Source organism: Nocardioides sp. J54, assembly GCF_000519005.1.
Lineage (GTDB): Bacteria > Actinomycetota > Actinomycetes > Propionibacteriales > Nocardioidaceae > Nocardioides.
In genome coordinates, this window is sequence record NZ_JAER01000003.1 from 205,468 (window position 1) to 230,452 (window position 24,985).

The following is a 24,985-nucleotide window of genomic DNA, read 5'->3' on the forward strand; positions in this document are numbered from 1 at the left end:
TGGCGGGGCCCTTCGTCGTGCTGGTGGCAGGGGGCCGGCTAGACGTCGCCGCCCAGGTAGGCGGCCTTGACGGCCGGGTCGACCGCCAGGTCCTCACCCTTGCCGGAACGGACGATCTCGCCCGTCTCCAGGATGTGCGCCTCGTGGGAGCGGCGCAGCGCCTGTGCGGCGTTCTGCTCCACGAGGAGCACGGTGGTGCCCTGCCGGTTGATCTCGGTGATGATCGTGAAGATCTGCTGGATCAGCTTCGGCGCCAGGCCCATCGACGGCTCGTCGAGCAGGAGCAGCCGCGGGTTCGACATCAACGCTCGGCCGATGGCGAGCATCTGCTGCTCACCGCCGGACATCGTGCCGGCGACCTGGTTGATCCGCTCCTCGAGCCGCGGGAACAGCCCGAGCACCCGGTCCAGGTCCTCCCGGAAGGCCGCGGTCTTGCGGTCCTTGCGGGTGAACGCACCCATCTCCAGGTTCTCGCGCACCGTCATCCCGACGAAGCACCGGCGACCCTCGGGCGACTGCCCGATCCCGAGCTTCACCCGGTCGTACGGCTCCACGTTGGTGATGTCCTTGCCCTCGAACTTCACCGACCCGGCCCGGACCTTGCGCAGGCCCGAGATGGTCTTCAGCGTGGTCGTCTTCCCGGCGCCGTTGGCGCCGATCAGCGTGGTGACCGTGCCCTCGGGGACGTTGAAGCTGATGTCACGGATGGCCTCGATGTGCCCGTAGTTGACACAGAGGCCCTCGACCTCAAGAAGCATCTTCCTCGTCCACTCCCAGGTAGGCGGCGATGACCGCCGGGTTGTCTCGGATCTCGGCGGGCTTGCCCTCGGCGATCTTGCGGCCGAACTCGAGCACGACGATCCGGTCGGTCACGCCCATGACGAGCTTCATGTCGTGCTCGATGAGGAGCACGGTGTAGCCCTGGTCGCGCACCTTGCGGATCAGGTTCATCAGCTCGACCTTCTCGGCCGGGTTGAAGCCGGCGGCCGGCTCGTCGAGGCAGATCAGCTTCGGCTCGGTCGCCATCGCGCGGGCGATCTCGAGGCGGCGCTGGTCGCCGTACGACAGGTTCGCCGCCAGCTCGTCGGCCTTGCGGTGGATGCCCATGAAGCGGAGCAGCTCCATCGCACGGTCGTGGCCCTCGCGCTCCTCGCGCCGGTGCCGGGGCAGCCGGAAGAGCGCCGTGAACATGCCCGTCTTGTGCTGCGCGTCCGCGCCGACGAGGACGTTCTCCAGCGCCGTCATGGTCGGGAACAGCCGGATGTTCTGGAAGGTGCGCGCGATCCCCTGCTGGGTGATCTTGTAGCGCTTCATCCCGACGATCGAGCCACCCTGGAACCGGATGTCGCCGCTCGTGGGCCGGTAGACGCCGGTGACCGCGTTGAAGCAGGTCGTCTTGCCGGCACCGTTGGGCCCGATCAGGCCGAGGATCTCGCCCTGGTCGATGTGGAACGACACGTCGTCCAGCGCGGTGAGGCCGCCGAACTTCAGGGTGAGGTTCTGCACCTCCAGGACCGGGCCGCCGCCGGAGGGGGCGGTGCTGCGCGGTGCCTCCGGGTCCGGGGTCGCCGGGGTCTGCTTGGTGAGGTCAGGCACGAGCCGCCTCCTCTCCCTCGTGGCCCTCTTCGAGCTCCTCGAGATCTTGCTCCAGCTGCCTGGCACGCACGGTCCGCTTCGGCGGGAACAGGCCCTCCGGGCGCCACGCGGCGAGCAGGACGAGGGCGAGGCCGAAGACCAGCACCCGGAAGTCGTCGAACTCGCGGAACCGTTGCGGCAGGTAGGCGACCAGCACGGCGCCGACGACGACGCCCCACCGGTTGCCCTGGCCGCCGACGACGACCGCAGCGAGGAACAGGATGGAGAACAGGAGCAGGAACGAGTCCGGGTTGATGAAGCTCTGGCGACTGGCGTAGAGCGCACCCGCGAGGCCGCCGACGAAGGCGCCGGTGGCGAAGGCGAGCAGCTTGAACCGGAAGGTCGGCACGCCCATCAGCTCGGCAGCGTCCTCGTCCTCACGGGTCGCCTCCCAGGCCCGACCCACGCGGCTGTTCTTGATCAGCTTGTCGGCGAAGAGCATGGCGATGACGACCGTCAGGCCGAGCCAGTAGTACGGGATCTGGTCCAGCACGCCGAACTTGAGGAACGCGGTGGTGTCCTCGGTGTCGAGCAGGACCGTGCCGTCGCCCCAGTACAGGTGCGGGATCTGGAACAGGCCGTCGTCGCCGCCGATGCTCGGCGGGCGGGCGATGTTGGAGATGCCCTTGCGCTCGCCGAGCCACTCGACGTTGACCGCGACGAGGCGGATGATCTCACCGAAGCCGAGGGTCACGATGGCGAGGTAGTCGCCACGCACCCGCAGGGTCGGCGCGCCGAGCAGCACCCCGGAGATGGTCGTGGCGACCACCGCGACCGGGATCGAGAGCAGCAGCGGCCAGTGCGCGTGGAAGGACGTCAGGATCGCGGCGGTGTAGGCGCCGATCGCGTAGAAGCCGACGTAACCGAGGTCGAGCAGGCCGGCGTAGCCGACCACGATGTTGAGGCCGATCGCGACCAGGGCGTACATCGTCACGACGAACAGCACGCCGCCGAAGTCGACACCCGGCGTGGTGATGATCGGCAGCTCGAGCAGCGGCAGGGCGTAGGCGAACAGGGCCAGGAGGACCCAGAGCAGGACCTTCACCGGGCGCGGCAGGGAGATGAACCTCTGCTTGATCTTGTTCATGCGCGGGCCTTTCCGAGCGACTCACCCAGCAGTCCGGTCGGGCGGAACAGCAAGATGACGACGAGCAGCACGAACGCGACGACGTGGCGCCACTCGGTACCGAAGAGCGCCGAGCCCCAGCTCTCCGCGACGCCGAGCACCAGGCCGCCGAGCAGCGCCCCGCGGAGGTTGCCGATGCCGCCGAGCACCGCGGCGGTGAACGCCTTGACGCCGAGCAGGAAGCCCACGTCGTACTTCGTGGTCTCGATCTTGAGCATGTACAGGAACGCCGCCACACCGGCCATCAGGCCGCCGATGAGGAAGGTGATCTGGATCGTGCGGGTGGGGTTGACACCCATGAGCGCGGCCGTCTCGGGGTCCTGGGCCGTGGCCCGGATGCCCTTGCCGAGGCGGGACCGGCGCACGAACTGGTCGAGCAGGACCATCATGCCGACGGCGGCGACGATGACGATCACGTCGATGCTGGAGAGGGTGACGTTGCCGATCTCCCAGCGGGGGGCGTCGACGACGCCGGCCATGCTGTTGTTGATGCGCGCCTTGCCGACGTACTCGGAGAGGTCGTCGTCGAGGCCGATCCACCCGGTGACGCGGTCGCGCAGGCCCATCAGCTCGGCCAGCACGAACGAGGCGCCGATGGCGGAGATGAGGGCGATCAGCCGCGGCGCGTTCTTCTTGACCAGCGGGCGGTAGGCCACGCGCTCCAGAAGGAGCGCGATGAGTGCCGACATCATCATCGCCGCGAACAGTGCCGCGATGAGGATGGCGATCAGCTGGACGCCGTCGGCGTCGGCCCCGCCGAGCGCCATCACCGTCCACAACATCGCGAAGGTGCCGTACATGAACACTTCGGAGTGCGCGAAGTTGATGAGCTGCAACACGCCGTAGACCATCGTGTAGCCCAGCGCGATCAGTGCGTAGATGGCACCAAAGGCGAGACCGCCGATCGTCAGCTGCGGCAGGTTGCTGAAGAGAAAGTCGAAATTCACTCAGGCCTCCTGGCCCTCAAGCTCTGGACAGTGATGCGGCCGGGGACGGTGGTCCCCGGCCGCATCGCCTGTCATGTCGGACGGATCAACCGTCGATCACTCGATCTCGCCCTCGGGGACGATCGCGCCGTCCTTCACGGTGTACGCGTACACGTGGACGTCGGCGGGCTCGCCCGACTCGTCGAACTTCAGCTGCTTGGTGATGCCCTTCTCGTCGTACTCGTTGACGAAGGCGAGCATGTCCTCGCGGGTGTCGATGCCCTCACCGATGCCGGCCAGGAAGATGCTGGCGGCGTCGTAGGCCTCGGCGGCGTAGGTGCCGGGCGCCTCGCCGAACTCCTCCTCGTACTGGCTGGCGAAGTCAGCCACGGCCGGGTCGGTGTCCGGGATGCAGGGGCAGGTGATGATCGTGCCCTCGGCAGCGGCCTTCGCGTCGAGGTAGGCCGGGTCCTTCACGCCGTCGGCCACGACGAACGTGCCATCGAAGCCGCCCTTGCGGAGCTGGCCCACGAGGATGGTCGCCTCGGCGTAGTAACCACCGAAGAAGACCGTGTCGGCCTTCGAGTCGGTCACCTTGGTGACGGTGGCGGAGAAGTCGGTGTCACCGACCTGGATGGTGTCGTTGCCGACGACCGTGTCGCCCAGGGTGTCCTTGACGATGCCGGCCAGGCCGGCGCCGTACTCGGAGGCGTCGTCGATGACGAAGGTCGACTCGGACTTGATGGTGTCCTGGATGTACTTCGCCGCGGCCGGACCCTGCGTCGCGTCGTTGCCGAGCGCGCGGTGGAAGGTGTCCCAGCCGTTCTCGGACAGCGTCGGGTTGGTGGCCGACGGCGAGACCGTCGGGACGCCACCCTCGGCGAAGATCGGGCCGGCAGCGGCCGACTCACCGGAGAACGCGGGGCCGACGACACCGATGATCTTCTCGTCACCAGCGACCTCGGTCGCCAGCGACGGCGCCTCGTCCGGGCTGCCCTGCGAGTCGAACTTCACGAACTCGACCTCGCACTCGGCGTCCGCGTTGTACTGGTCGACCGCGAGCTGCGCGCCCTGGATGATCGGCTTGCCGAGACCGGCGGCCGGGCCGGTCTCCGGGCCGAAGAAGGCGAGCTTGAGGTCGCACGCGGCGTCGCCGTTGCTGCTGCTGCCGCCGTCGCCGTCCTCGGTCGTGCCACACGCCGTCAGGGAGAGACCGAGGGTCAGCGCCACGGCGCCGATCCCCACTACCTTGTTGAGCCTCAAGACAATCCCGCTTCCTTTGTCGTTCCGGCAGGCGGCGGCGCCGCCCACCGAGGTGTCCTGCCGCGGGAACCTACACCGGGTCCGACCCTCGTGGAAGCAACTCGGCGGCTCGGGGCCAGAATCCTGACGAATCTGTTACCTGAGAGCCACGTCACAAGGATGATTTACGCAGAGGTCTCCATTATTTACGCGCCGGACCCGCCGGGGACACCGTGCGTGACCACGCCCTCCGCCACCTCGCGCATCGACATGCGCAGGTCCATCGCGGTCTTCTGGATCCAGCGGAACGCCTCCGGCTCCGACAGCGAGAGCTGCTCCTGCAGGATGCCCTTGGCGCGGTCGACCGCCTTGCGGGTCTCGAGGCGGTCCTTGAGGTCGGAGACCTCGGCCTCGAGCTGGGCGATCTCGGCGAACCGACTCACCGCCATCTCGATGGCGGGCACCAGGTCGCTCTGGGAGAACGGCTTGACGAGGTACGACATCGCACCGGCCTCGCGCGCCCGCTCGACCAGGTCGCGCTGGGAGAAGGCGGTCAGCATCACCACCGGGGCGATCCGCTTCCCCGCGATGGCCTCGGCCGCGGCGATCCCGTCGAGGACGGGCATCTTGACGTCGAGGATGACCAGGTCAGGACGCAGCTCCTCGGCGAGCTCGATCGCCTTCTGCCCGTCGGCCGCCTGGCCGACGACGTCGTAGCCCTCCTCGGCCAGCATCTCGGCGAGGTCCATCCGGATGAGCGTCTCGTCCTCGGCGATCACCACGGTGCGCGGAGTGGTCTGGGCAGCGTCGGTCACGGCCCAAGGTTATCCGCCGCCCGGTGCGCGGCGCGGAGGCCGTCTCGGCTACGGTTTCCAGCGCGGGCGCCCCGGTAGTCCAACGGCAGAGACAATGTGCTCAAACCACATCCAGTGTGGGTTCGAATCCCACCCGGGGCACTCCCTCGACCAGGCCCGGCTCGATCAGGTCCGGCTCGATCACTTCCGGCGGTAGGCCGGTGCCACCTCGTTGATCGCGTCGCCCATCCGGTGGATGCGCAGCGCGTTCGTCGACCCGGGGATGCCCGGCGGGCTGCCGGCGACGATGACGACGAGGTCGCCCTCGTGGACCCGGCCGATCTTGAGCAGCTCCTCGTCGACCTGGCGGACCATCTCGTCGGTGTGCTCGACCGTGCCGGTCTGGAAGGCCTCGACGCCCCAGGTCACGGCGAGCTGGGAGCGGGAGCGGGCCATCGGGGTGAAGGCGAGGACCGGGATCGAGCTGCGCAGCCGGGCGAGGCGGCGGGCGGAGTCACCGGACTGGGTGAAGGCGACGACGTACTTGGCACCGACGCGCTGGGCCACCTCCTCGGCGGCCTTGGTGATCACGCCGGAGCGGGTGTGCGGGTCCCACTCGATGCGGCCGAACCGGCTGAACGCCTCGTCGACGAGGGCGTGCGACTCGGTGGCCTCGATGATGCGCGCCATCGTCTCGACCGTGTGGATGGGGTGCTCCCCCACACTCGTCTCGCCCGACAGCATCACGGCGTCGGCGCCGTCGAGGACGGCGTTGGCGACGTCGCTGGCCTCGGCGCGGGTCGGCGCCGGGCTGGTGACCATCGACTCGAGCATCTGGGTGGCGACGATGACCGGCTTCGCGTTGCGGCGCGCGGCCACGATGATCTTCTTCTGGAGGAAGGGCACCTCCTCCAGCGGGCACTCCACGCCGAGGTCGCCGCGAGCGACCATGAAGGCGTCGAAGGCATCGATCACCTCGTCGAGGTTGTCGATGGCCTGGGGCTTCTCGATCTTCGCGATGACGGGGACCTCGATCCCCTCCTCGCGCATGATGGCCCGCACGTCCTCGGCGTCCTTGCCGTTGCGCACGAAGCTGAGGGCGATGAAGTCGACGCCGAGGTTGAGCGCGAAGCGCAGGTCGGCGGTGTCCTTCTCCGACAGCGCCGGCACGGAGACCGCGACACCGGGCAGGTTGATGCCCTTGTTGTTGCTGACCTTGCCGCCGACGAGGACCTCGGTGACGACGTCGGTGCCGTCGACCACCTCCAGGGCGCGCAGGCGCACCTTGCCGTCGTCGATGAGCAGCGGGTCGCCGGGCGAGACGTCGCCGGGCAGCCCCTTGTACGTCGTCCCGCAGATCTCGGCGTTGCCGTCGACGTCGCGGGTGGTGATCGTCCAGCGCTGCCCGCGGGTGAGCTGCACCGGCCCGCCGGAGAAGCGCTCGAGGCGGATCTTGGGGCCCTGGAGGTCGGCGAGGATGCCGACGCCGTGCCCGCTGGCGTCCGACGCGGCGCGCACGAGGCGGTAGGCCTCCGCGTGGTCCTCGTGGGAGCCGTGGCTCATGTTGAGGCGTGCGACGTCCATGCCGGCGTAGACCAGCTCGCGGATCCTCCGCTCCGAGCTGGTCGCCGGACCGAGGGTGCACACGATCTTGGCTCTTCGCACGTCCCCGACCCTATCGGTGACCCACGGGTAGAAAAAGTCGGACCGACGCAAACTTCGGGTGAAGTCTGCGCCGGTCCGACCTTGCGTGTCGTGCTGCTGCCCCGCGGGCTGCCTCAGACGGTCAGCGGGCGGGCCGTCGGCGGGATCGGAGCGGGCAGCTGGGTGCTGCCGGTGAGGTACTTGTCCACACCGGCGGCGGCCGCGCGGCCCTCCGCGATCGCCCACACGATGAGCGACTGGCCGCGGCCCGCGTCACCGGCGACGAAGACGCCGTCGACGCTGGTCGCGTAGTCGTCGTCGCGCTTGACGTTGCCGCGCTCGTCGAGCTCGACGCCGAGCTGGTCGAGGAAGCCGTCCTTCTCCGGGCCGAGGAAGCCCATCGCGAAGAGGACCAGGTCCGCCGGGATCTCCCGCTCGGTGCCCTCGTGCTCGACGAGCTTGCCGCCCTCGAAGGAGACCTCGACCAGGCGCAGCGCCCGGACGTTGCCGTCGTCGTCGCCGAGGAACTCCTTGGTGGAGACCGAGTAGACCCGCTCGCCACCCTCCTCGTGCGCGGACGAGACCCGGTAGATCATCGGGTACGTCGGCCAGGGCTGGCCCGCGGGCCGGTCCTCGGTCGGCTGCGGCATGATCTCCAGCTGCGTGATCGAGGCCGCACCCTGGCGGATCGAGGTGCCGAGGCAGTCGGCACCGGTGTCACCGCCACCGATGATGACGACGTGCTTGCCGTCGGCACGGATCTGGCCCTCGACCTCCTCGCCCACCGCGACGCGGTTGGCCTGCGGGAGGAACTCCATCGCCTGGTGGATGCCCTTGAGCTCGCGCCCGGGCACCGGCAGGTCGCGCGGGACGGTCGAGCCGGTGGCGATCACCACGGCGTCGTACCGGTCCTTGATGGCCTGTCCGGTGAGCTTGCCCTCGCCGACGGTGACGCCGGAGCGGAACACCGTGCCCTCGCGCATCATCTGCTCGAGGCGCTGGTCGAGGTGCTTCTTCTCCATCTTGAACTCGGGGATGCCGTAGCGCAGCAGCCCGCCAGGCTTGTCGGCCCGCTCGTAGACGGCCACGGTGTGGCCGGCCCGGGTGAGCTGCTGGGCGGCGGCGAGGCCCGCGGGGCCCGACCCGATGACGGCGACGGTCTTGCCCGTGTGCCACTCCGGCGGCTGCGGCCGCACGAAGCCGGACGCGAACGCCTTGTCGATGATCGAGACCTCGATGTTCTTGATCGTCACGGCCGGCTGGTTGATGCCGAGCACGCAGGCGGTCTCGCACGGCGCCGGGCAGAGGCGACCGGTGAACTCCGGGAAGTTGTTGGTCGCGTGCAGGCGCTCGATCGCGCCCTCCCAGTCGTCACGCCAGACCAGGTCGTTCCACTCCGGGATGATGTTGCCCAGCGGGCAGCCCGAGTGGCAGAACGGGATGCCGCAGTCCATGCAGCGGCTGGCCTGGACGTTGATGATCGGGAGCAGCGCGCGGCCGACCCCACCCGGGTAGACCTCGTTCCAGTCGTTCACCCGCTCCTCGACCGGACGACGGTCGGCCACCTGGCGCGTGGCCTTCAGGAAGCCCTTCGGGTCAGCCATAGAGCACCTCCATAACTCGGTTGGCGGCGGCGTCGGGGTCGAGGCCCTCGGCCTCGGCCTCGGCCTGGACCGCCAGGACCTTCGCGTAGTCGCGCGGCATGACCTCGGTGAACCGCGGCAGTGCGGCCTCCCAGTCGGCCAGCAGCGCCTCGGCGACCTCGGAACCGGTCTCCTCCAGGTGCTTGCGCACGTAGCCCTCGAGCTCGGCGGCGTACTCGGCGCTGACCGGACGCAGGTCGACGAGCTCGCCGTTGACCCGGAAGTCCTTGAGGTCGAGCACCCAAGCGATGCCGCCGGACATGCCGGCCGCGAAGTTGCGGCCGGTCTTGCCGAGCACGACCACCCGGCCGCCGGTCATGTACTCGCAGCCGTGGTCGCCCACGCCCTCGGTCACGACGGTGGCACCGGAGTTGCGCACGCAGCAGCGCTCGCCGACCCCACCTCGGATGAAGATCTCACCCGAGGTGGCGCCGTAGGCGATCGTGTTGCCGGCGATGATGTGCTCGTTCGCCTTGAACGTCGCGCTGCGGTCGGGCCGGATCACGATCCGGCCGCCGGAGAGTCCCTTGCCGACGTAGTCGTTGGCGTCGCCCTCGAGGCGCAGCGTGATGCCGCGCGGCACGAACGCACCGAACGACTGGCCGGCCGACCCGACGAAGGTCAGGTCGATGGTGCCGTCCGGCAGGCCCTGGCCACCGTGCTTCTTGGTGACCTCGTGGCCCAGGATCGTGCCCACGGTCCGGTTCACGTTCCGGATCTGCAGCTGCGCGCGCACCGGCTCGCCCGACTCGATGGCCGGGGCCGCGAGCGGGAGGATCTCGGTGACGTCGAGCGACTTCTCCAGGCCGTGCTCCTGGCCCTTGGTGTTGTGGACGTCCTGGTCCGGGAAGTGGGTGCTGGCGACGTCGACCTTGTGCAGGATCGGCGCGAGGTCGAGGCCCTGCGCCTTCCAGTGCCGCTGGGCGTCGACGGTGTCGAGCGCCTCGACCTGGCCGACGGCCTCCTCGATCGACCGGAAGCCGAGCTGCGCGAGCAGCTCGCGGACCTCCTGGGCGATGAACTCGAAGAAGTTCACGACGTACTCGGCCTTGCCGCTGAACCGCGACCGCAGGGTCGGGTTCTGGGTCGCGACGCCGACCGGGCAGGTGTCGAGGTGGCACACGCGCATGAGGATGCAGCCCGAGACCACCAGCGGGGCGGTCGCGAAGCCGAACTCCTCGGCGCCGAGCAGCGCTGCGATGACGACGTCACGGCCGGTCTTGAGCTGGCCGTCGGTCTGCACGACGATCCGGTCGCGCAGGCCGTTGAGCAGCAGGGTCTGCTGGGTCTCGGCGAGGCCGAGCTCCCAGGGACCACCGGCGTGCTTGAGCGACGTCAGCGGCGAAGCGCCCGTGCCGCCGTCGTGGCCGGAGACGAGCACGACGTCCGCGTGCGCCTTGGACACACCGGCCGCGACCGTGCCGACGCCGACCTCGGAGACCAGCTTCACGTGGACGCGGGCCGAGGGGTTGGCGTTCTTGAGGTCGTGGATCAGCTGCGCCAGGTCCTCGATCGAGTAGATGTCGTGGTGCGGCGGCGGGCTGATCAGGCCGACGCCCGGCGTCGAGTGCCGGGTCTTGGCCACCCACGGGTAGACCTTGTTGCCGGGCAGCTGGCCACCCTCACCGGGCTTCGCGCCCTGCGCCATCTTGATCTGGATGTCGTCGGCGTTGGTGAGGTACTCGCTCGTGACGCCGAAGCGGCCGGACGCGACCTGCTTGATCGAGCTGCGGCGCTCGGGGTCGTGGAGCCGGTCGGAGTCCTCGCCGCCCTCACCGGTGTTGGACTTCGCGCCCAGCCGGTTCATGGCGATGGCGAGGGTCTCGTGCGCCTCCCGGGAGATGGAGCCGTACGACATCGCGCCGGTGGAGAACCGCTTGACGATCTCCGAGACCGGCTCGACCTCCTCGATCGGGACCGGGGTCCGGCCGATCTCGCTGGCGTCCTTGAACTTGAACAGGCCGCGCAGCGTCATCAGCTTCGCCGACTGGTCGTCGACCGCCGAGGTGTACTGCTTGAAGATGTCGTAGCGACCGGTCCGCGTGGCGTGCTGCAGGCGGAACACCGTCTCCGGGTTGAAGAGGTGCGGCTCGCCCTCGCGACGCCACTGGTACTCGCCACCGATCTCGAGCTCGCGGTGCGCGGCGGGGATGCCGCTGACCGGGTACGCCTTGTCGTGGCGCGCCTTGACCTCGCGGGCGATCTCCTCGACGCCGATGCCGCCGAGCTTGGAGGTGGTGCCGGTGAAGTACCGGTCGATGACCTCCTGGGACAGGCCGACGCACTCGAAGATCTGCGCGCCCGTGTACGACGCTACGGTGCTGACGCCGATCTTCGACATCACCTTCACGACACCCTTGCCGAGCGCCTTGATGAGGTTCTGGACCGCCTGCTCGGGGTCGGTGTTGACGTAGTAGCCCTCGCGCGCCAGGTCCTCGACGGTCTCCATGGCGAGGTACGGGTTGACCGCGGCCGCGCCGTACCCGACGAGGAGCGCGACGTGGTGGACCTCGCGGACGTCGCCGGCCTCGACGAGGAGGCCGACCTGGGTGCGGGTCTTCTCACGCACCAGGTGGTGGTGGACCGCAGCCGTGAGCAGCAGCGACGGGATCGGCGCGTTGAACTGGTCGGCGTGCCGGTCGGAGAGCACGATGATGCGCGCCCCGTCGGCGATGGCCTGGCTGACCTCGGCGCAGATCTCGTCGATCCGGGCGATCATCGCCTCGCCGCCGCCCTCGACGGGGTAGAGGCCCCGCGAGACGTGGGTGACGAAGCCGGGGTGGTCGCCCTCGCGGTTGATGTGCCGGATCTTGGCCAGGTCGTCGTTGGAGATGACCGGGAACGGCAGCGAGATCTGGCGGCACGACGCGGGCGCCGGCTGCAGCAGGTTGGACTCCGGGCCGATGGAGCCGTAGAGCGAGGTGACGAGCTCCTCGCGGATGGCGTCCAGCGGCGGGTTCGTGACCTGCGCGAACAGCTGGCTGAAGTAGTCGAACAGCAGCCGCGGCTTGTCGCTCAGCGCGGCGATGGGCGTGTCGGTGCCCATCGAGCCGAGCGCCTCTCCCCCGGTGTTGGCCATCGGGGTGAGGATGACCCGCAGCTCCTCCTCGGTGTAGCCGAAGATCTGCTGGCGGCGGGTGACCGAGGCGTGCGTGTGCACGATGTGCTCGCGGTCGGGGATGTCGTCGAGGTGGATCATCCCCGCGTGCAGCCACTCGCCGTACGGGTTCTCCTCGGCGAGCGCGGCCTTGATCTCGTCGTCCTCGACGATCCGGTGCTCCTCGGTGTCGACGAGGAACATGCGGCCCGGCTGGAGCCGGCCCTTGCGCACGACGGTGGCCGGGTCGAGGTCGAGCACGCCGACCTCGGAGGCCAGGACGACCAGGCCGTCCTCGGTGACCCAGAAGCGGGAGGGGCGCAGGCCGTTGCGGTCGAGGACCGCACCGATCTGGGTGCCGTCGGTGAACACGACGCACGCCGGGCCGTCCCACGGCTCCATCATCGTGGAGTGGAAGCGGTAGAAGTCGCGCCGCTTCTCGTCCATCTCGGTGTGGTTCTCCCACGCCTCCGGGATCATCATCAGCACCGCGTGCGGCAGGCTGCGACCACCCATGTGGAGGAGCTCGAGGACCTCGTCGAAGGACGCCGAGTCCGACGCACCCGGGGTGCAGATCGGGTAGAGGCGCTCGAGGTCACCGGGGATCAGGTCGGAGTCGAGCAGCGCCTCACGCGCCCGCATCCAGTTCCGGTTGCCCATGACGGTGTTGATCTCACCGTTGTGCGCGATGAAGCGGAACGGGTGCGACAGCGGCCAGCTCGGGAAGGTGTTCGTCGAGAACCGCGAGTGCACGACACCGATCGCCGAGGCCATGCGCTCGTCGCGCAGGTCGGGGAAGAAGTTGTCGAGCTGGTCGGTCGTCAGCATGCCCTTGTAGGCGAGGGTGCGCGACGAGAGCGACGGGAAGTAGACGTCCGTCTCCCGCTCGGCGCGCTTGCGCAGGCAGAAGGCCAGGCGCTCGAGGTCCATCCCGTTCAGCGCGCCGCCCGGGGCCTGCACGAAGAGCTGGGTGAACGTCGGCATGACGCTGAGCGCCATGGTGCCCAGGATGTCGGGGTTGACCGGCACCTCGCGCCAGCCGAGGACGACCAGGCCCTCCTCGACCGCGATCTCCTCGATGCGGGCGCGGGTCTTGGCGACCTCGCCCTCGTCACCGGGGATGAAGGCGGTGCCGACGGCGTAGGTGCCGGCGGCGGGCAGCGTGATGCCGTTGTCGGCCGCGACCGCGCGGAGGAATGCGTCCGGCACCTGCAGGAGGATGCCGGCGCCGTCACCGGAGTTCGCCTCGGCGCCAGCGGCGCCGCGGTGGTCCAGGTTGCGGAGGGCCGTCAGGGCCTTCACCACGATGTCGTGGCTGGCCTCACCGGTCAGCGTCGCGACGAAGGCGACACCGCAAGCGTCGTGCTCGTGACGCGGGTCGTAGAGACCCTCCGGCGGCGGGAACGCGTGCGTGTAGGGCACAGGGGTTCTCCCGTCGACTACGTCCGTGGGCTCCCCCGACGCCGGGAGGCGGCGGGACGTCCACGGAGGGTGGGGCGCAAGGGACGGCACTGGCCCACGCGGCGGAAGCCCCAGATTACCACTGTGTGAACGGTTCCTGTCTCATCAGGAGTCGCTCGTGGACGCCTCGTCCGTCACAGTCCGCTCACGGCCGTCGTCGTACACGTCCTCCTCGCGCCCGGGCCAGCGCCTGAGCGACCACACGAACCAGGCCGCGGCGAGGACGAAGAGCACGATCGAGGTCCACACGTTGAACCGGAGGCCGAGGACGTCGTCGAGCTGGACGTCGTCGATGCGGATGTACTCGATCCAGCCGCGGCCGAGCGTGTACGCCATCACGTAGGCCGCCATCACCCGGCCGTGGCCGAGGCGGAAGCGGCGGTCGAGCCAGATGATGAGCGCGAACGCGGCCAGGTTCCACAGGCACTCGTAGAGGAACGTGGGGTGGAAGGTCGCCATCTCCGGCGGGATCCCGCCGTTGGCGGCGAGGGCGTCCTGGTAGTCCTGGCTGGCGAGGTAGGCGCTGCTGAAGTGGTCCTGGTCGATCTCCAGGCCCCACGGCGCGTCGGTCGGGCGGCCGTAGAGCTCCTGGTTGAACCAGTTGCCCCAGCGGCCGATGGCCTGCGCGACCAGCACGCCCGGGGCGAGCGCGTCGAGCATCGGGCCGAGCTTGATGCCCTTGCGGCGGGCGCCGATCCAGGCGCCGACGGCGCCGAGGCCGACGCCGCCCCAGACGCCGAGGCCGCCGTGCCAGACGTAGAGCGCGTCGACCGGCGAGCCGCCGTCGCCGAAGTACTTCTCCCAGTCGGTGGCGACGTGGTAGAGCCGGGCACCGACCAGCCCGAACGGCACCGCCCACAGCGCGACGTCCTGCACCTCCCCGAGGGTGCCGCCGCGGGCCTGCCAGCGCTTCTCACCGATCCAGACGGCGGCGACGATGCCGAGGATGATGCACAGCGCGTAGCCGCGCAGCGGGAACGGTCCGAGGTGCCACACGCCGTTGGCCGGGCTCGGGATGGTGGCGGCGACGATCTGGGTGAGCACGGCTCGTCCTTGTCCTCTAGTCCTCGGTCAGCAGGGTGTGCAGGTCGGCGGCGAATTCGGCGGCGGAGGTCTCCTGGTTCCACAGCACCACGGCCTCGTCGTCCTCGTCGATGGCCAGGGTGAAGGTGGAGTGGCCGCCGAGGTCGTAGCCGCCGGTCGGCAGCTTCTTGCCGTCGTTGACGTAGACCGCGAGCGGCTCGCCGACGTCGATGATCGTCCCCAGGTCGCCGGTCAGGCCGATGAAGTCCTTGTTGAACCGGTCGAGGTAGGTGCGCAGCGCCTTCTCGTCGTCGCGGGCGGGGTCGGTGGTCACCAGGACCACGTCGACCTGCTCGCGCTCACCGTCGTCGAGCCGGTTGAGCGAGGCCGCGATGTTGTTGAGCACCATCGGGCAGAAGTCCGGGCAGTTGGTGTAGCCGAAGAACACCAGGGTCAGCGGCTTGTCGGTGTCCGAGGCCAGTGAGAACGGGCGGCCCGCGGTGTCGGTGAGCGCGGTGTCCGGGGCCTGGTAGGGGTTCTTCAGCCGGGTGCCGGTGAAGGCCCCCTCCTCGTCCGACCCGCCGCCGCAGGCGGCCAGCGCGAGGGCGAGCAGGCCGACGGTCAGCGCGACGAGCGCGCGGTGGAGCTCACGCACGGACCGCTCCCCGGACGCCGGACGCCAGGTCCTCGGTGAGGGCGGTGAGCGCCGCCAGCCCTCCCCGGGCGTCGCCCGCGTGGTCCTGCAGCACGCGGACGAAGGCGGAGCCGACGATCACGCCGTCGGCGTACGACGCCAGCTCGGCCGCCTGGGCGCCGTTGCTCACGCCGAGGCCGACCCCGACCGGCAGGTCGAGCCCGGCCGGCTGGAGTGCCTTGGCACGGGTCACGAGCGGGCCGGCCAGCTCGCTGGTGGTGGTGCGGGCGCCCGTGACGCCCATGACCGCGGTCGCGTAGACGAAGCCGCGACAGGCGGCGGTGGTCATCGCGATCCGCTCGTCGGTGGACGAGGGCGCGACGAGGAACACCTTGTCGAGGTCGCGCTCGTCGGCGGCGGCGACCCACTCGGGCGCGAAGTCGGGGGTCAGGTCCGGGGTGATCAGGCCCGCGCCGCCGGCGTTCGCCAGGTCCTGCGCGAACCGCTCGACGCCGTACCGCTCCACGGGGTTCCAGTAGGTCATCACCAGGGTCGGCACGCCGGTGGCCGCGACCGCCTCGACGACGCGGAAGACGTCGGAGGTCCGGATCCCGCCCTCGAGCGCCTGCTGGGCGGCGGCCTGGATGGTGGGGCCGTCCATGACCGGGTCGCTGTAGGGCAGGCCGATCTCGATGACGTCGCAGCCGGCGGCGACCATGGCCTTCAGCGCGGCGATGCTGCCGTCGACGTCGGGGAAGCCCGCCGGCAGGTAGCCGACGAGGGCAGCGCGGCCCTCGGACCGCGCCGTGCCGAACGCGGTGCTGGTGCTGGTCACTTGCCGTCCTCCGTGCTCGCCCCGGCGGTGCCGAGACCGAAGTACTCCAGCGCCGTGCCCATGTCCTTGTCGCCGCGGCCGGACAGGTTGACCAGGATGGTCTGGCCCGGGCGCTCCTTCGCGACCCGCAGCGCGCCGGCGACGGCGTGCGCGCTCTCGATCGCCGGGATGATGCCCTCGGTGCGGGCCAGCAGCGCCATGGCGTCCATCGCCTCGGCGTCGGTCACCGGCAAGTAGGTGGCGCGGCCGGCCGCCGACAGCGCGGCGTGCTGGGGGCCGACGCCCGGGTAGTCCAGGCCGGCGGAGATCGAGTGCGACTCCACGGTCTGGCCGTCCTCGTCCTGCAGGACGAACGTCCGCGCACCGTGGAGCACACCGATCGAGCCCGCGAAGATCGTGGCCGCGTGGCGGCCGGTGTCGACCCCGTCGCCGCCGGCCTCGAAGCCGTAGATGTCGACCTCGGGGTCGTCCACGAAGCCGGCGAACAGGCCGATGGCGTTCGAGCCGCCGCCGACGCACGCGGCGACCGCGTCCGGCAGCGCACCGGTCAGGTCGAGGCACTGGCGACGCGCCTCGTCACCGATGCCACGCACGAAGCTGAGCACCAGGCTCGGGAACGGGTGCGGGCCGGCGGCGGTGCCGAAGAGGTAGGCCGTGTGGTCGACGCTGGCGACCCAGTCGCGCAGCGCCTCGTTGATGGCGTCCTTGAGCGTGCGGGACCCGCTCTTGACCGAGACGACCTCGGCGCCGAGCAGCTGCATCCGGGCGACGTTGAGCGCCTGGCGCTCGGTGTCGACCTCGCCCATGTAGACGGTGCAGTCGAGGCCGAGGTACGCCGCCGCGGTGGCCGACGCGACGCCGTGCTGGCCGGCGCCGGTCTCGGCGATGACCCGGGTCTTGCCCATCCGCTTGGTCAGCAGCGCCTGGCCGAGCACGTTGCGGATCTTGTGGGCGCCGGTGTGGTTGAGGTCCTCGCGCTTGAGCAGGATCCGCGCGCCGGCGAGGTCGGAGAGCCGCTTCGCGTCGTAGAGCATGCTCGGCACGCCGGCGTAGTCCTGGAGCAGCGCCTCGAACTGCGCGACGAAGGTCGGGTCGGCCATCGCCTTCTGCCAGGCGACGTCGAGCTCGTCGAGCGCCGCCATCAGCGCCTCCGGCATGAACCGGCCGCCGAAGGCGCCGGTGCCCCCGAACCAGCCGAGCTCGTCGGCGTCGTAGGTGCTCATCGCGTGCTCCCTTGCTGCAGGCCCTGCTGCTGGCGCAGGCCGGTCATCGCGGCGACCGCCTCGCGCGGTGCACCGTCCTTCACCAGCGCCTCGCCGACGAGCACCACGCAGGCACCCTCGTCGACGTAGCGCTGGACGTCGGCCGGACCGGAGATCCCCGACTCGGCGACGAGGACGCGGTCGTCGGGCACCATCGGGGCCAGCCGCCCGAAGGTGTCGGGGTCGACCGCGAGCGTCTTGAGGTTGCGGGCGTTGACGCCGATCAGCTCGGCTCCGAGCTCGACGGCCCGCTCGGTCTCGTGCTCGTCGTGGACCTCGACCAGCACGGTCAGCCCGAGCTCGCGGGCCGCGTCGTGCAGCCGGTCGAGCTGGTCGCCGGGCAGCGAGGCCACGATCAGCAGGGCCAGGTCGGCTCCGGCCGCACGGGCCTCGAGCAGCTGGTACTCGGTGACGATGAAGTCCTTGCGCAGCACCGGCACGTCGACCGCGGCGCGGACCGCGCGCAGGTCGTCGAGGGTGCCGTTGAACCGGCGCTGCTCGGTGAGCACGCTGATCGCGGCGGCCCCGCCGGCGGCGTACTCGGCGGCCAGCGCGGCCGGGTCCGGGATGTCGGCCAGCGCGCCCTTGCTGGGGCTCTTGCGCTTCACCTCCGAGATCACGCTGGAGCCCGGGCCGCGGAAGTGCGGCATGGGGTCGCGCGGGGGCGCGACGTCGGCCAGGACGGCGCGCAGGTCGGTCTCGGACACCTCCGCCTGCCGACGCGCGAGGTCCTCGCGAACGCCGGCGACGATCTCGTCAAGCACAGTTCCCATCGCTGTCAGTGTTCCACGCGGCCGTTAGGGTTCCACACACTGCCCGGTCCGCTGGACGCCCAGCGCGAGCGGACCACGGAACCGACCACCGAAGGGAAATGACGTGAGCTACAACCAGCCTCCCGGCCCCGGAGCACCTCCCCCGCCCCCGCCCGGTGGTGATGGCGGCGGCTACGGCGCCTACGGCGGCGGCAACGGCGGTGGGTACGGCGCCGGTGACGGCGGCTACGGCCAGCAGCCGCCGTACGGCTCCCAGCCGCAGGGCAACTCGGTCATGGCGATCATCGCCCTGGTCACCGGCATCCTCGGTGTCATCCCCTGCTTCTGGGGCTGCTTCGTCTTCTCCATCGCCGCGCTGGTGCTCGGCATCCTGGGGAAGAAGGAGGTCCAGCAGGGCACCAAGACCGGCGGCGGGATGGCCCAGGCCGGCTTCATCCTCGGCATCATCGGCATCGTGCTGAGCATCGGCTACTGGGTGGCTTTCTCCCTCGGCGCCTTCGACTTCGCCTTCTACAGCGACCTCTGATCCCGGAGCCCGGTCCCTGAGCGGACCGGGTGTTTCGCGGCGGCGCCGGTGGTCAGACTCACCGGCGACCGCCCGGATCCGACCGGGCCGACGACAAGGACCAGCGTGAGCTACGGATCCCCGCCTCCCGGCAACCAGCCGCCGTACGGCGGCAGCAACCCCTACGGCGGCAACAACCCCTACGGGCAGCCGTCCTACGGGCAGCCGTCCTACGGCGGCGCCCCCTACGGCGGGCCGACGGCCGGCGACCCCGGCACCCTCGACCTGCCCTGGTACGGCATCGGCTTCGCCGGCGCGGTCAAGCGGACGTTCCAGAAGTACGCCCGCTTCGACGGCCGCGCGAGCCGCAGCGAGTTCTGGTGGTCCTACCTGGCCTACGTGCTGGCGTTCTGCGTCCTCTACGTGCCGGTGGCGATCGGTGCCGTCACCGAGTCCACGGGGCTCGTGGTCGTCGGGGCGCTGCTGTTCCTCGTGTTCATCCTCGCGACGTTCGTGCCGATCCTCGCGCTCTCGGTCCGACGGCTGCACGACGCCAACTTCAGCGGCTGGCTGTACCTGATCAGCCTCGTCCCCTGCGGCAGCTTCGTGCTCCTCGTGCTGTGGTGCCTGCCCCCGAAGCCGGAGGGCGCGCGCTACGACAAGCCGGGCGTCGGCGGCCAGGGCTACGGCCAGCAGGGCTACGGCCAGTACGGCCAGCAGGGCTACGGCGGGGGCCACCACCCGTACGGCCAGTAGGCGCCGCACCACCTGCACGGACGACGACGCCCCGGACCACTCGGTCCGGGGCGTCGTGTCGTCAGGGCGCCAGCCAGGCGCCGGCCGGCAGGTTGCGCACCACGGTGAAGACCACCATCAGCACGCCGACGGTGATGCCGGCGACGGCGAGCGAGCGGTCGCTGGGCTCCCACCGGCGACCGGTCCAGCGGCCGCGGGTCCAGCGCAGGAAGACCCAGGCGATGAAAGGCAGGGAGAGCACGAAGAGCAGGTTGCTCGACGCCGCCGCGCCGAGCTCGAGGTTGCCGAGGTCGTTGACGGCGCGCAGGCCTCCGCAGCCCGGGCAGGAGAAGCCCATCGCGGCGGTGGGGCACATGCCCCAGCTGCCCCGGTCGTGGGGGTCGCGCAGGTACAGGGCGAGGGTGGCCGCAGCCAGCCCGCCGGCGACGGCGACCGGCGGCACCATCCGGCGCCAGCGAGGCTGCTCGCTGGCTCGTGCCGGAGGTGCCGTGAGCGTCACGCGCTCAGTGGCTCGACTCGTGCAGGCCCATCTTCGCGAGGATCAGGAAGAGGGGGCCGCCGGCGACGACGATCACGGCGCCGATCCAGAACAGGGGCCAGTTGACCGGGGACACCGACATCCCGACCGCGCCGACCACGAAGCCGACCAGCGAGACCAGGACGGCGCTCCAGGCGGCGGGGGTGTTGCCGTGGTTGTCGGCCATGGGTGGGAACTCCTCGTTCGTGCGGACGGACGGCAGGATTCTAGTGGGCTCAGTTCTCGGTCGGGTCGCTGCCCTCGTCCAGCGACTTCCACAAGTCGAGGTTGGACCGCTCCGAGGGGTCCCCGGCGGCGGGGGCAGCAGGGTCGGGGCCACCCGTCGGGGCGTCGTACCGGCTGCCCATCTCGGGCCAGGACGGCACCAGCCGGACGGCGGCGCCGGCCGCGAGGAAGGCGACCAGCGCGCACGCCAGGGCCACCCACAGCCAGCCGGTGCGCTCGGCCTCGATCGCCGCGGCGTTGAGGCCGAGGCGGACGGCGAGCTCGTCGACGGCGCCGTCGTCCTGGACGAATCCGCCGACCACGACCACCGCGCCCATGCCGGCCGCGGCGAGCACGGCCAGGACCGCCACGACCCGGCGGACCGTGCCACGGGTGACCAGCAGGACACCCCAGGCGGCGAGCGCGACGAGGGCGAGGGCGCCGGCGAGCGGGAACTCCACGGAGCGGTCCTCGACGCTGCGGCTCAGCCCGCCCGCGGCGGTGATCGTCTCCGCGGGGATGGTCAGCATCGCCTTGTGCCCGGCGACGGCGGCGAAGCCGCTGGCGGCGAGGCCGACCAGCACCGTGGGGCCGAAGGTACGGCGGGCCGCGGGGGCGTCCTCAGCCACTGAGCAGCCCCGCGTCGAAGCAGGTCCGGTCACCGGTGTGGCAGGCGACGCCGACCTGGTCGACCTTGACCAGCAGTGTGTCGCCGTCGCAGTCGAGGCGGACCTCGTGGACGTGCTGGGGGTTGCCGGAGGTCTCGCCCTTGACCCAGTACTCCTGGCGCGAGCGGCTCCAGTAGGTGGCCCGGCCGGTGGTGAGGGTGCGGTGCAGTGCCTCGTCGTCCATCCAGGCCAGCATGAGCACCTCCCCGGTGTCGTGCTGCTGCACGACCGCGGGCAGGAGGCCGTCGGCGGTGCGCTTGAGCCGGCCGGCGATGGCGGGGTCGAGGGAGGTCACGGCTCCATTATCCGGTCCGCCCCGCCGCCGCGCTGGGCGACCCACGACGCGTGGAGCCGGGCGTAGGGCGTGTCGGGCTGCTGGACCAGCTCGGCGTGCGGCCCGTGCTGGACGATCCGGCCGCGGTCGACGACCACCACGACGTCGGCGGCCTCGGCCGTGGAGAGGCGGTGGGCGATGGTGACCGACGTCCGCCCGGACATCAGCCGCTCCAGCGCCCGGGCGATCCGGGTCTCCAGCTCCGGGTCGACCGCGCTGGTCGCCTCGTCGAGCACCAGCAGGTCGGGGTCGGCGAGCTGGGCGCGCAGCAGGGCGACCAGCTGGCGCTCCCCCGCCGACAGCGACTCGCCGCGCTGCCCGACCGGGGTCTCCACGCCGTCGGGGAGCCCGGCGAGCCAGTCGCCGAGGCCGATCGCGTCGGCAGCCTCGTGGATCTCGGCAGCCGTGGCGCCGAGGCGGCCGTAGCGGACGTTGGCGGCGAGGGTGTCGTCGAACAGGAAGCCCTCCTGCGGCACCAGCACCACGCTGCTGCGCAGCGCCGCCTCGCTGATGTCGCGCAGGTCGACGCCGTCGAGCAGGACCCGCCCGCGGGTCGGGTCCATCAGCCGGGTGAGCAGCTTGGCGATGGTCGACTTGCCCGACCCGGTCTCGCCGACGACCGCGACCCGCTGGCCGGCGGGGATGACCAGGTCGATGTCGCTGAGCACCTCGCTGCCGCCGGGGTAGGCGAAGCAGACGCCCTCGAAGCGCACGTCGATCGCGCCGGCGGGCAGGCTCTGCCCGTCCGGGCCGGGGTCGACGAGGTCGGCGGGGGTGTCGAGGATCCCGATGACCCGGCGCCAGCCGGCGATCGCGTTCTGCGCGTCAGTGAGGATCTGGGTGCCCATCTGCACCGGGCCGACGAACAGGGTGACGAGGAAGGCGAAGGCGAGCACCTCGCCGGCCGTGATCCCCTCGCCCCACGCGAAGCCCTGGCCGAGCCAGATGCCGACGATGAGCACGCCGGCGTTGGCGAGCCCGGCGGAGATCCCGCCGAGGCTGAACGAGAAGGCCGTGAACCCCTGGGCGCGGGTGCTGGCGGCCTTGTGGATGTCGATGGCGCGGTCGATGCGCTCCTGCGTGCGCTCCTCGATCGCGTAGGACTTCACGACCGCCGCGCCGACCACCGGCTCCGAGACCGCGGACAGCAGGGCGCCGACCTGGCGTCGTACGGTCCCGTAGGCGGCGGACAGCTTGCGCTGGAAGTAGCGCAGGCTCAGGAAGAGCGGCGCGAAGCAGAGCCACACCACCAGCGCGAGCTGCCAGCTGTAGACGACCATCACCACGGTCGCGACGAGCACCTGGCCGATGCTGACGACGAAGAGCAGGCCGCCGAAGACGAGGAACTGGCTGACCTGGTCGACGTCGCTGGTGACGCGCGAGACGAGCGCGCCGCGGCGCTCGGTGTTCTGCGTGAGCAGCGGCAGGTCGTGCACGTGGCGGAAGGCCTTGACCCGCAGTGTCGCCAGGCCACGCTCGGCGGTGGCGAAGAGCCGCGCCGTCATGGCGTACGACGCCCAGCTGGTCACCACGATCGCCAGCCCCGCGGCGATCGCGAGCCAGGTCGTGAAGGTCACGTCGGGACCGTCGGGTCCGCGCAGGCCCTTGTCGATGGTCTGCTGGATCGCGATGGGGACGATCACCTGGCCGGCGGAGGCGAGCACGGCCAGCAGCAGGGTGCGGCCGATGCCCTCGACGAGCTCGGGCGAGTGGCGCACGCCGCGGCGGATGGTCTCCCAGGCGCCGATGTCCTCGCCGGTGTGCAGGGCGGTGCTCATTCGGCCATCTCCTGCTCCTGCTCGTAGGCGTTGACCAGGCGGGCGTAGTCGGCGTTGCGGGCGACCAGCTCGTGGTGGGGCCCGCGGTCGGCGATGGCGCCGTCGACCAGGAAGAGGACCTCGTCGGCCAGCCCGATGGTCGCCTTGCGGTAGGCGACGACCACCAGGGTGGTGTCCTCCGCGCCGAGCGCGCCGAGGATCCGGGCCTCCACCTCGGGGTCGACGGCGGAGGTGGCGTCGTCGAGGACGAGCAGGCGGGGGTGGCCGACCAGCGCCCGGGCCAGGGCCAGGCGCTGGCGCTGGCCGCCGGACAGGCTGGTGCCGCGCTCCCCCAGCCGGGTGTCGAGGCCGTCGGGCAGCGCCGCGACGAAGCCGTCGGCCTGCGCGGTGCGCAGCGCCGCCCAGACCTCCTCGTCGGGGATGTCGCGGCCGAGGGTCACGTTGCCGCGCACGGTGTCGTCGAAGAGGAAGGCCGTCTGCGGCACGACCGCGAGGGTCTCGGCGAGCGCGCCGCGCCGCAGGTCGCGCAGGTCGGTGCCGTCGACCCGGATCGCCCCGTCCTCGACGTCGACCAGCCGCGCCAGCAGCGTGGTGAGGGTGCTCTTGCCCGAGGCGGTCGCCCCGACCAGGGCCACGGTGCGGCCCGGCGTCACCTCGAAGCTGAGGTCGCGCAGCAGCGGGCGGCCGGGGGTGTAGGAGAACGCCGCCCGGTCGACCTCGAGCCGGGCGCCGCCGCCGTGCGTCGGGAGCCCGCGGGCGCCGTACTCCATCGCGCCGGAGGCGCGCAGCACCGCAGCCACCCGGCGGTAGCCGACGACGCTGCGCGGGAAGTCGCCGAGCAGCCAGCCGATCGAGCGGATCGGGAAGGAGACGACGGTGAGCAGGTAGGTCACCGTGACGACGTCGCCGGCCCCGGTGGCGCCGGAGAGCACGCGGTGCACGCCGAGCACGAGCACGACGAGGACGGCGAGGTTCGGCAGCGCGGCGAGGGTCGGGTCGAAGGCGGCACGGATCCGGCCGACCCGGATGTTGGCCTCGCGCAGCTCCGCGGCCTTGGCCCGGAACCGCTCGGTCTCCTCGGGCTCGCGGCCGAGCGTCTTGACCACCAGGGCACCGTCGAAGGACTCGTGGGCGATCTCGGACAGCTCGGCGCGCAGCTGCTGCGCGCGGGTGGCCCAGCCCTGGGCGAGGCGCTGGTAGACGACGTTGGTGCCGATCACCAGCGGGAAGACGAGCAGCCCGATGAGCGCGAGGGCGACGTCGGTCAGCAGCATCTGGACGACCGCGATCACCATCATCGCGACCGTGCCGACCGCCATCGGCAGCGGGGCGATCGGGCCCCACGCCGCCTCGACGTCGGAGTTGGCGTTGGACAGCAGCTCCCCCGTCGGGTGCTTCTGGTGCCACTCCATCGGCAGCTTCAGGTACTGCCGGGTCACCGCACGGCGACTGTGGGCCTGCATGCGGTACTGCATGACGCCGGCGCCGAGGCGGCGGGCCACGATGCCGACGGCCCGCAGGATCGCGACCCCGACGAACAGCCCGAGCACCGCCCACAGCAGCCCCGCCCCGACCTCGCCGTCGCGGAACGCCGGGAGCACCACGTGGTCCGTCGACCAGCCCAGCACCCACGCGTCGGCGACGGTGAGCGCGCCGAACAGGACGCTGCCCACCGTGGAGAGCGTGAAGATCCAGGGCTCGCGCTTGATGGCGACCCAGAGGACACCGAACCCGGCCGACGTCGTACCGGTGCTGCCGGTCGTGCTGCCTGCCGTCGCCACCCTCGTCCCTCCCGCTCGTCCGCGTCGGGCACCCAGCCCAACCTCGGCCCAACCCGGGCCCCGGCGAGCCTATTCCGGAGGCACGACAACGTCACCGGCGGTGGCTAGCGTGGCCGCGTCGCTCCGCCCGGAGGGCTGGGCGGGCTGAGCCGCCGGACTGCCGGGGGTTGAGGTGCGAGGCGCCCCGGCGCCGAGCCGGGCTGCCGGGGGTTGAGGTGCGAGGCGCCCCGGCGCCGAGCCGGGCTGCCGGTGGTTGAGGTGCGAGGCGCCCCGGCGCCGAGCCGGGCTGCCGGTGGTTGAGGTGCGAGGCGCCCCGGCGCCGAGCC

At 71.1% G+C, this 24,985-nt stretch carries 22 protein-coding genes and 1 tRNA gene; 3 read left to right on the forward strand and 20 right to left on the reverse strand.

All coding sequences use genetic code 11. The features are described 5' to 3' along the window. Positions 1 to 38 precede the first annotated feature (38 nt). The 6 genes from NOCJ54_RS0103490 to NOCJ54_RS0103515 form a co-directional block, all read right to left on the reverse strand. A complete protein-coding gene (locus tag NOCJ54_RS0103490; protein WP_028654361.1) occupies positions 39 to 758 on the reverse strand; it encodes an ABC transporter ATP-binding protein in 720 nt (239 codons plus the stop codon). Beyond that, positions 748 to 1,596, reverse strand: coding sequence for an ABC transporter ATP-binding protein (locus tag NOCJ54_RS0103495; RefSeq protein ID WP_028654362.1), 849 nt, complete (start codon positions 1,594 to 1,596; stop codon positions 748 to 750). Before NOCJ54_RS0103495 ends, NOCJ54_RS0103490 begins: the two co-directional genes overlap by 11 nt. Further along, the gene (locus tag NOCJ54_RS0103500) at positions 1,589 to 2,722 is read right to left on the reverse strand and encodes a branched-chain amino acid ABC transporter permease (RefSeq protein WP_051485433.1); all 1,134 of its coding nucleotides are present in this window, start codon (positions 2,720 to 2,722) and stop codon (positions 1,589 to 1,591) included. Before NOCJ54_RS0103500 ends, NOCJ54_RS0103495 begins: the two co-directional genes overlap by 8 nt. Further along, the gene (locus tag NOCJ54_RS0103505) at positions 2,719 to 3,708 is read right to left on the reverse strand and encodes a branched-chain amino acid ABC transporter permease (protein ID WP_051485434.1); all 990 of its coding nucleotides are present in this window, start codon (positions 3,706 to 3,708) and stop codon (positions 2,719 to 2,721) included. The genes NOCJ54_RS0103500 and NOCJ54_RS0103505 overlap by 4 nt, the downstream gene beginning before the upstream one ends. A gap of 96 nt (positions 3,709 to 3,804) precedes the next feature. Continuing rightward, positions 3,805 to 4,917, reverse strand: coding sequence for a branched-chain amino acid ABC transporter substrate-binding protein (locus NOCJ54_RS0103510; RefSeq protein ID WP_198020084.1), 1,113 nt, complete (start codon positions 4,915 to 4,917; stop codon positions 3,805 to 3,807). A gap of 218 nt (positions 4,918 to 5,135) precedes the next feature. Next, positions 5,136 to 5,744, reverse strand: a complete 609-nt coding sequence (locus NOCJ54_RS0103515) for an ANTAR domain-containing response regulator (protein WP_028654366.1) — start codon at positions 5,742 to 5,744, stop codon at positions 5,136 to 5,138. 68 nt (positions 5,745 to 5,812) lie between these two features. Between NOCJ54_RS0103515 and NOCJ54_RS0103520 the strand changes: the two genes are divergently transcribed. Beyond that, a tRNA-Leu gene (locus NOCJ54_RS0103520) sits at positions 5,813 to 5,885 on the forward strand. A gap of 39 nt (positions 5,886 to 5,924) precedes the next feature. On the opposite strand, the gene pyk is transcribed toward NOCJ54_RS0103520, so the two are convergent. The 8 genes from pyk to trpC all read right to left on the reverse strand — a co-directional run bounded on the left by pyk (position 5,925) and on the right by trpC (position 18,095). Continuing rightward, complete coding sequence (gene pyk / locus NOCJ54_RS0103525; RefSeq protein WP_028654367.1) at positions 5,925 to 7,388, reverse strand: pyruvate kinase; 1,464 nt, start codon at positions 7,386 to 7,388, stop codon at positions 5,925 to 5,927. A gap of 113 nt (positions 7,389 to 7,501) precedes the next feature. Further along, the gene (locus NOCJ54_RS0103530) at positions 7,502 to 8,971 is read right to left on the reverse strand and encodes a glutamate synthase subunit beta (protein ID WP_028654368.1); all 1,470 of its coding nucleotides are present in this window, start codon (positions 8,969 to 8,971) and stop codon (positions 7,502 to 7,504) included. Beyond that, complete coding sequence (gene gltB, locus NOCJ54_RS0103535; RefSeq protein WP_028654369.1) at positions 8,964 to 13,529, reverse strand: glutamate synthase large subunit; 4,566 nt, start codon at positions 13,527 to 13,529, stop codon at positions 8,964 to 8,966. The genes NOCJ54_RS0103530 and gltB overlap by 8 nt, the downstream gene beginning before the upstream one ends. Positions 13,530 to 13,673: 144 nt before the next feature. Continuing rightward, positions 13,674 to 14,612 carry a prolipoprotein diacylglyceryl transferase gene (gene lgt, locus NOCJ54_RS23665; protein ID WP_232221665.1) on the reverse strand — a complete coding sequence of 313 codons (939 nt, stop codon included), beginning with the start codon at positions 14,610 to 14,612 and terminating at the stop codon, positions 13,674 to 13,676. Positions 14,613 to 14,628: 16 nt separating this feature from the next. Then, the gene (locus NOCJ54_RS0103545) at positions 14,629 to 15,246 is read right to left on the reverse strand and encodes an SCO family protein (RefSeq protein ID WP_028654370.1); all 618 of its coding nucleotides are present in this window, start codon (positions 15,244 to 15,246) and stop codon (positions 14,629 to 14,631) included. Further along, positions 15,239 to 16,060 (reverse strand): tryptophan synthase subunit alpha, encoded by an 822-nt coding sequence (gene trpA / locus NOCJ54_RS0103550; RefSeq protein ID WP_028654371.1) that lies wholly within the window; start codon positions 16,058 to 16,060, stop codon positions 15,239 to 15,241. Before trpA ends, NOCJ54_RS0103545 begins: the two co-directional genes overlap by 8 nt. Beyond that, positions 16,057 to 17,283, reverse strand: coding sequence for a tryptophan synthase subunit beta (gene trpB / locus NOCJ54_RS0103555; protein WP_028654372.1), 1,227 nt, complete (start codon positions 17,281 to 17,283; stop codon positions 16,057 to 16,059). The genes trpA and trpB overlap by 4 nt, the downstream gene beginning before the upstream one ends. Beyond that, entirely contained in the window at positions 17,280 to 18,095 is an 816-nt protein-coding gene (trpC, locus tag NOCJ54_RS0103560) for an indole-3-glycerol phosphate synthase TrpC (protein WP_036516655.1), read from the reverse strand. The genes trpB and trpC overlap by 4 nt, the downstream gene beginning before the upstream one ends. A gap of 103 nt (positions 18,096 to 18,198) precedes the next feature. Here trpC and NOCJ54_RS23670 point away from each other — a divergent pair, with 103 nt between their 5' ends. Both NOCJ54_RS23670 and NOCJ54_RS23675 read left to right on the forward strand, forming a co-directional pair. Continuing rightward, entirely contained in the window at positions 18,199 to 18,621 is a 423-nt protein-coding gene (locus tag NOCJ54_RS23670; protein WP_051485436.1) for a DUF4190 domain-containing protein, read from the forward strand. 105 nt (positions 18,622 to 18,726) lie between these two features. After that, positions 18,727 to 19,356, forward strand: coding sequence for a DUF805 domain-containing protein (locus NOCJ54_RS23675; protein ID WP_051485437.1), 630 nt, complete (start codon positions 18,727 to 18,729; stop codon positions 19,354 to 19,356). A 61-nt stretch (positions 19,357 to 19,417) separates the two neighbouring features. Here the strand turns inward: NOCJ54_RS23675 and NOCJ54_RS0103575 are convergent, their stop codons facing one another. The 6 genes from NOCJ54_RS0103575 to NOCJ54_RS0103600 are packed head-to-tail and all read right to left on the reverse strand — an operon-like array spanning position 19,418 to position 24,659. After that, positions 19,418 to 19,855, reverse strand: coding sequence for a DUF2752 domain-containing protein (locus tag NOCJ54_RS0103575; protein WP_028654374.1), 438 nt, complete (start codon positions 19,853 to 19,855; stop codon positions 19,418 to 19,420). A gap of 4 nt (positions 19,856 to 19,859) precedes the next feature. Then, positions 19,860 to 20,060 (reverse strand): HGxxPAAW family protein, encoded by a 201-nt coding sequence (locus NOCJ54_RS0103580; protein WP_028654375.1) that lies wholly within the window; start codon positions 20,058 to 20,060, stop codon positions 19,860 to 19,862. Positions 20,061 to 20,109: 49 nt separating this feature from the next. After that, positions 20,110 to 20,727: a Trp biosynthesis-associated membrane protein gene (locus tag NOCJ54_RS28005; RefSeq protein ID WP_028654376.1), complete on the reverse strand. Its 618-nt coding sequence runs from the start codon at positions 20,725 to 20,727 to the stop codon at positions 20,110 to 20,112. After that, positions 20,720 to 21,061, reverse strand: coding sequence for a phosphoribosyl-AMP cyclohydrolase (gene hisI / locus NOCJ54_RS0103590; RefSeq protein ID WP_028654377.1), 342 nt, complete (start codon positions 21,059 to 21,061; stop codon positions 20,720 to 20,722). The genes NOCJ54_RS28005 and hisI overlap by 8 nt, the downstream gene beginning before the upstream one ends. Next, the gene (locus NOCJ54_RS0103595) at positions 21,058 to 22,878 is read right to left on the reverse strand and encodes an ABC transporter ATP-binding protein (protein ID WP_028654378.1); all 1,821 of its coding nucleotides are present in this window, start codon (positions 22,876 to 22,878) and stop codon (positions 21,058 to 21,060) included. The genes hisI and NOCJ54_RS0103595 overlap by 4 nt, the downstream gene beginning before the upstream one ends. Further along, positions 22,875 to 24,659 (reverse strand): ABC transporter ATP-binding protein, encoded by a 1,785-nt coding sequence (locus tag NOCJ54_RS0103600; protein ID WP_028654379.1) that lies wholly within the window; start codon positions 24,657 to 24,659, stop codon positions 22,875 to 22,877. The genes NOCJ54_RS0103595 and NOCJ54_RS0103600 overlap by 4 nt, the downstream gene beginning before the upstream one ends. Positions 24,660 to 24,985: the final 326 nt, after the last annotated feature.

Excerpts from the sequence above, each read along its gene's own strand:
- NOCJ54_RS0103530 (WP_028654368.1), bottom strand. The coding sequence starts at position 8,971 with ATGGCTGACCCGAAGGGCTTCCTGAAGGCCACGCGCCAGGTGGCCGAC.
- trpC (WP_036516655.1), bottom strand. The coding sequence starts at position 18,095 with ATGGGAACTGTGCTTGACGAGATCGTCGCCGGCGTTCGCGAGGACCTC.
- NOCJ54_RS0103490 (WP_028654361.1), bottom strand. The coding sequence starts at position 758 with ATGCTTCTTGAGGTCGAGGGCCTCTGTGTCAACTACGGGCACATCGAG.
- NOCJ54_RS0103580 (WP_028654375.1), bottom strand. The coding sequence starts at position 20,060 with ATGGCCGACAACCACGGCAACACCCCCGCCGCCTGGAGCGCCGTCCTG.
- NOCJ54_RS0103595 (WP_028654378.1), bottom strand. The coding sequence starts at position 22,878 with ATGAGCACCGCCCTGCACACCGGCGAGGACATCGGCGCCTGGGAGACC.
- trpB (WP_028654372.1), bottom strand. The coding sequence starts at position 17,283 with ATGAGCACCTACGACGCCGACGAGCTCGGCTGGTTCGGGGGCACCGGC.
- NOCJ54_RS0103500 (WP_051485433.1), bottom strand. The coding sequence starts at position 2,722 with ATGAACAAGATCAAGCAGAGGTTCATCTCCCTGCCGCGCCCGGTGAAG.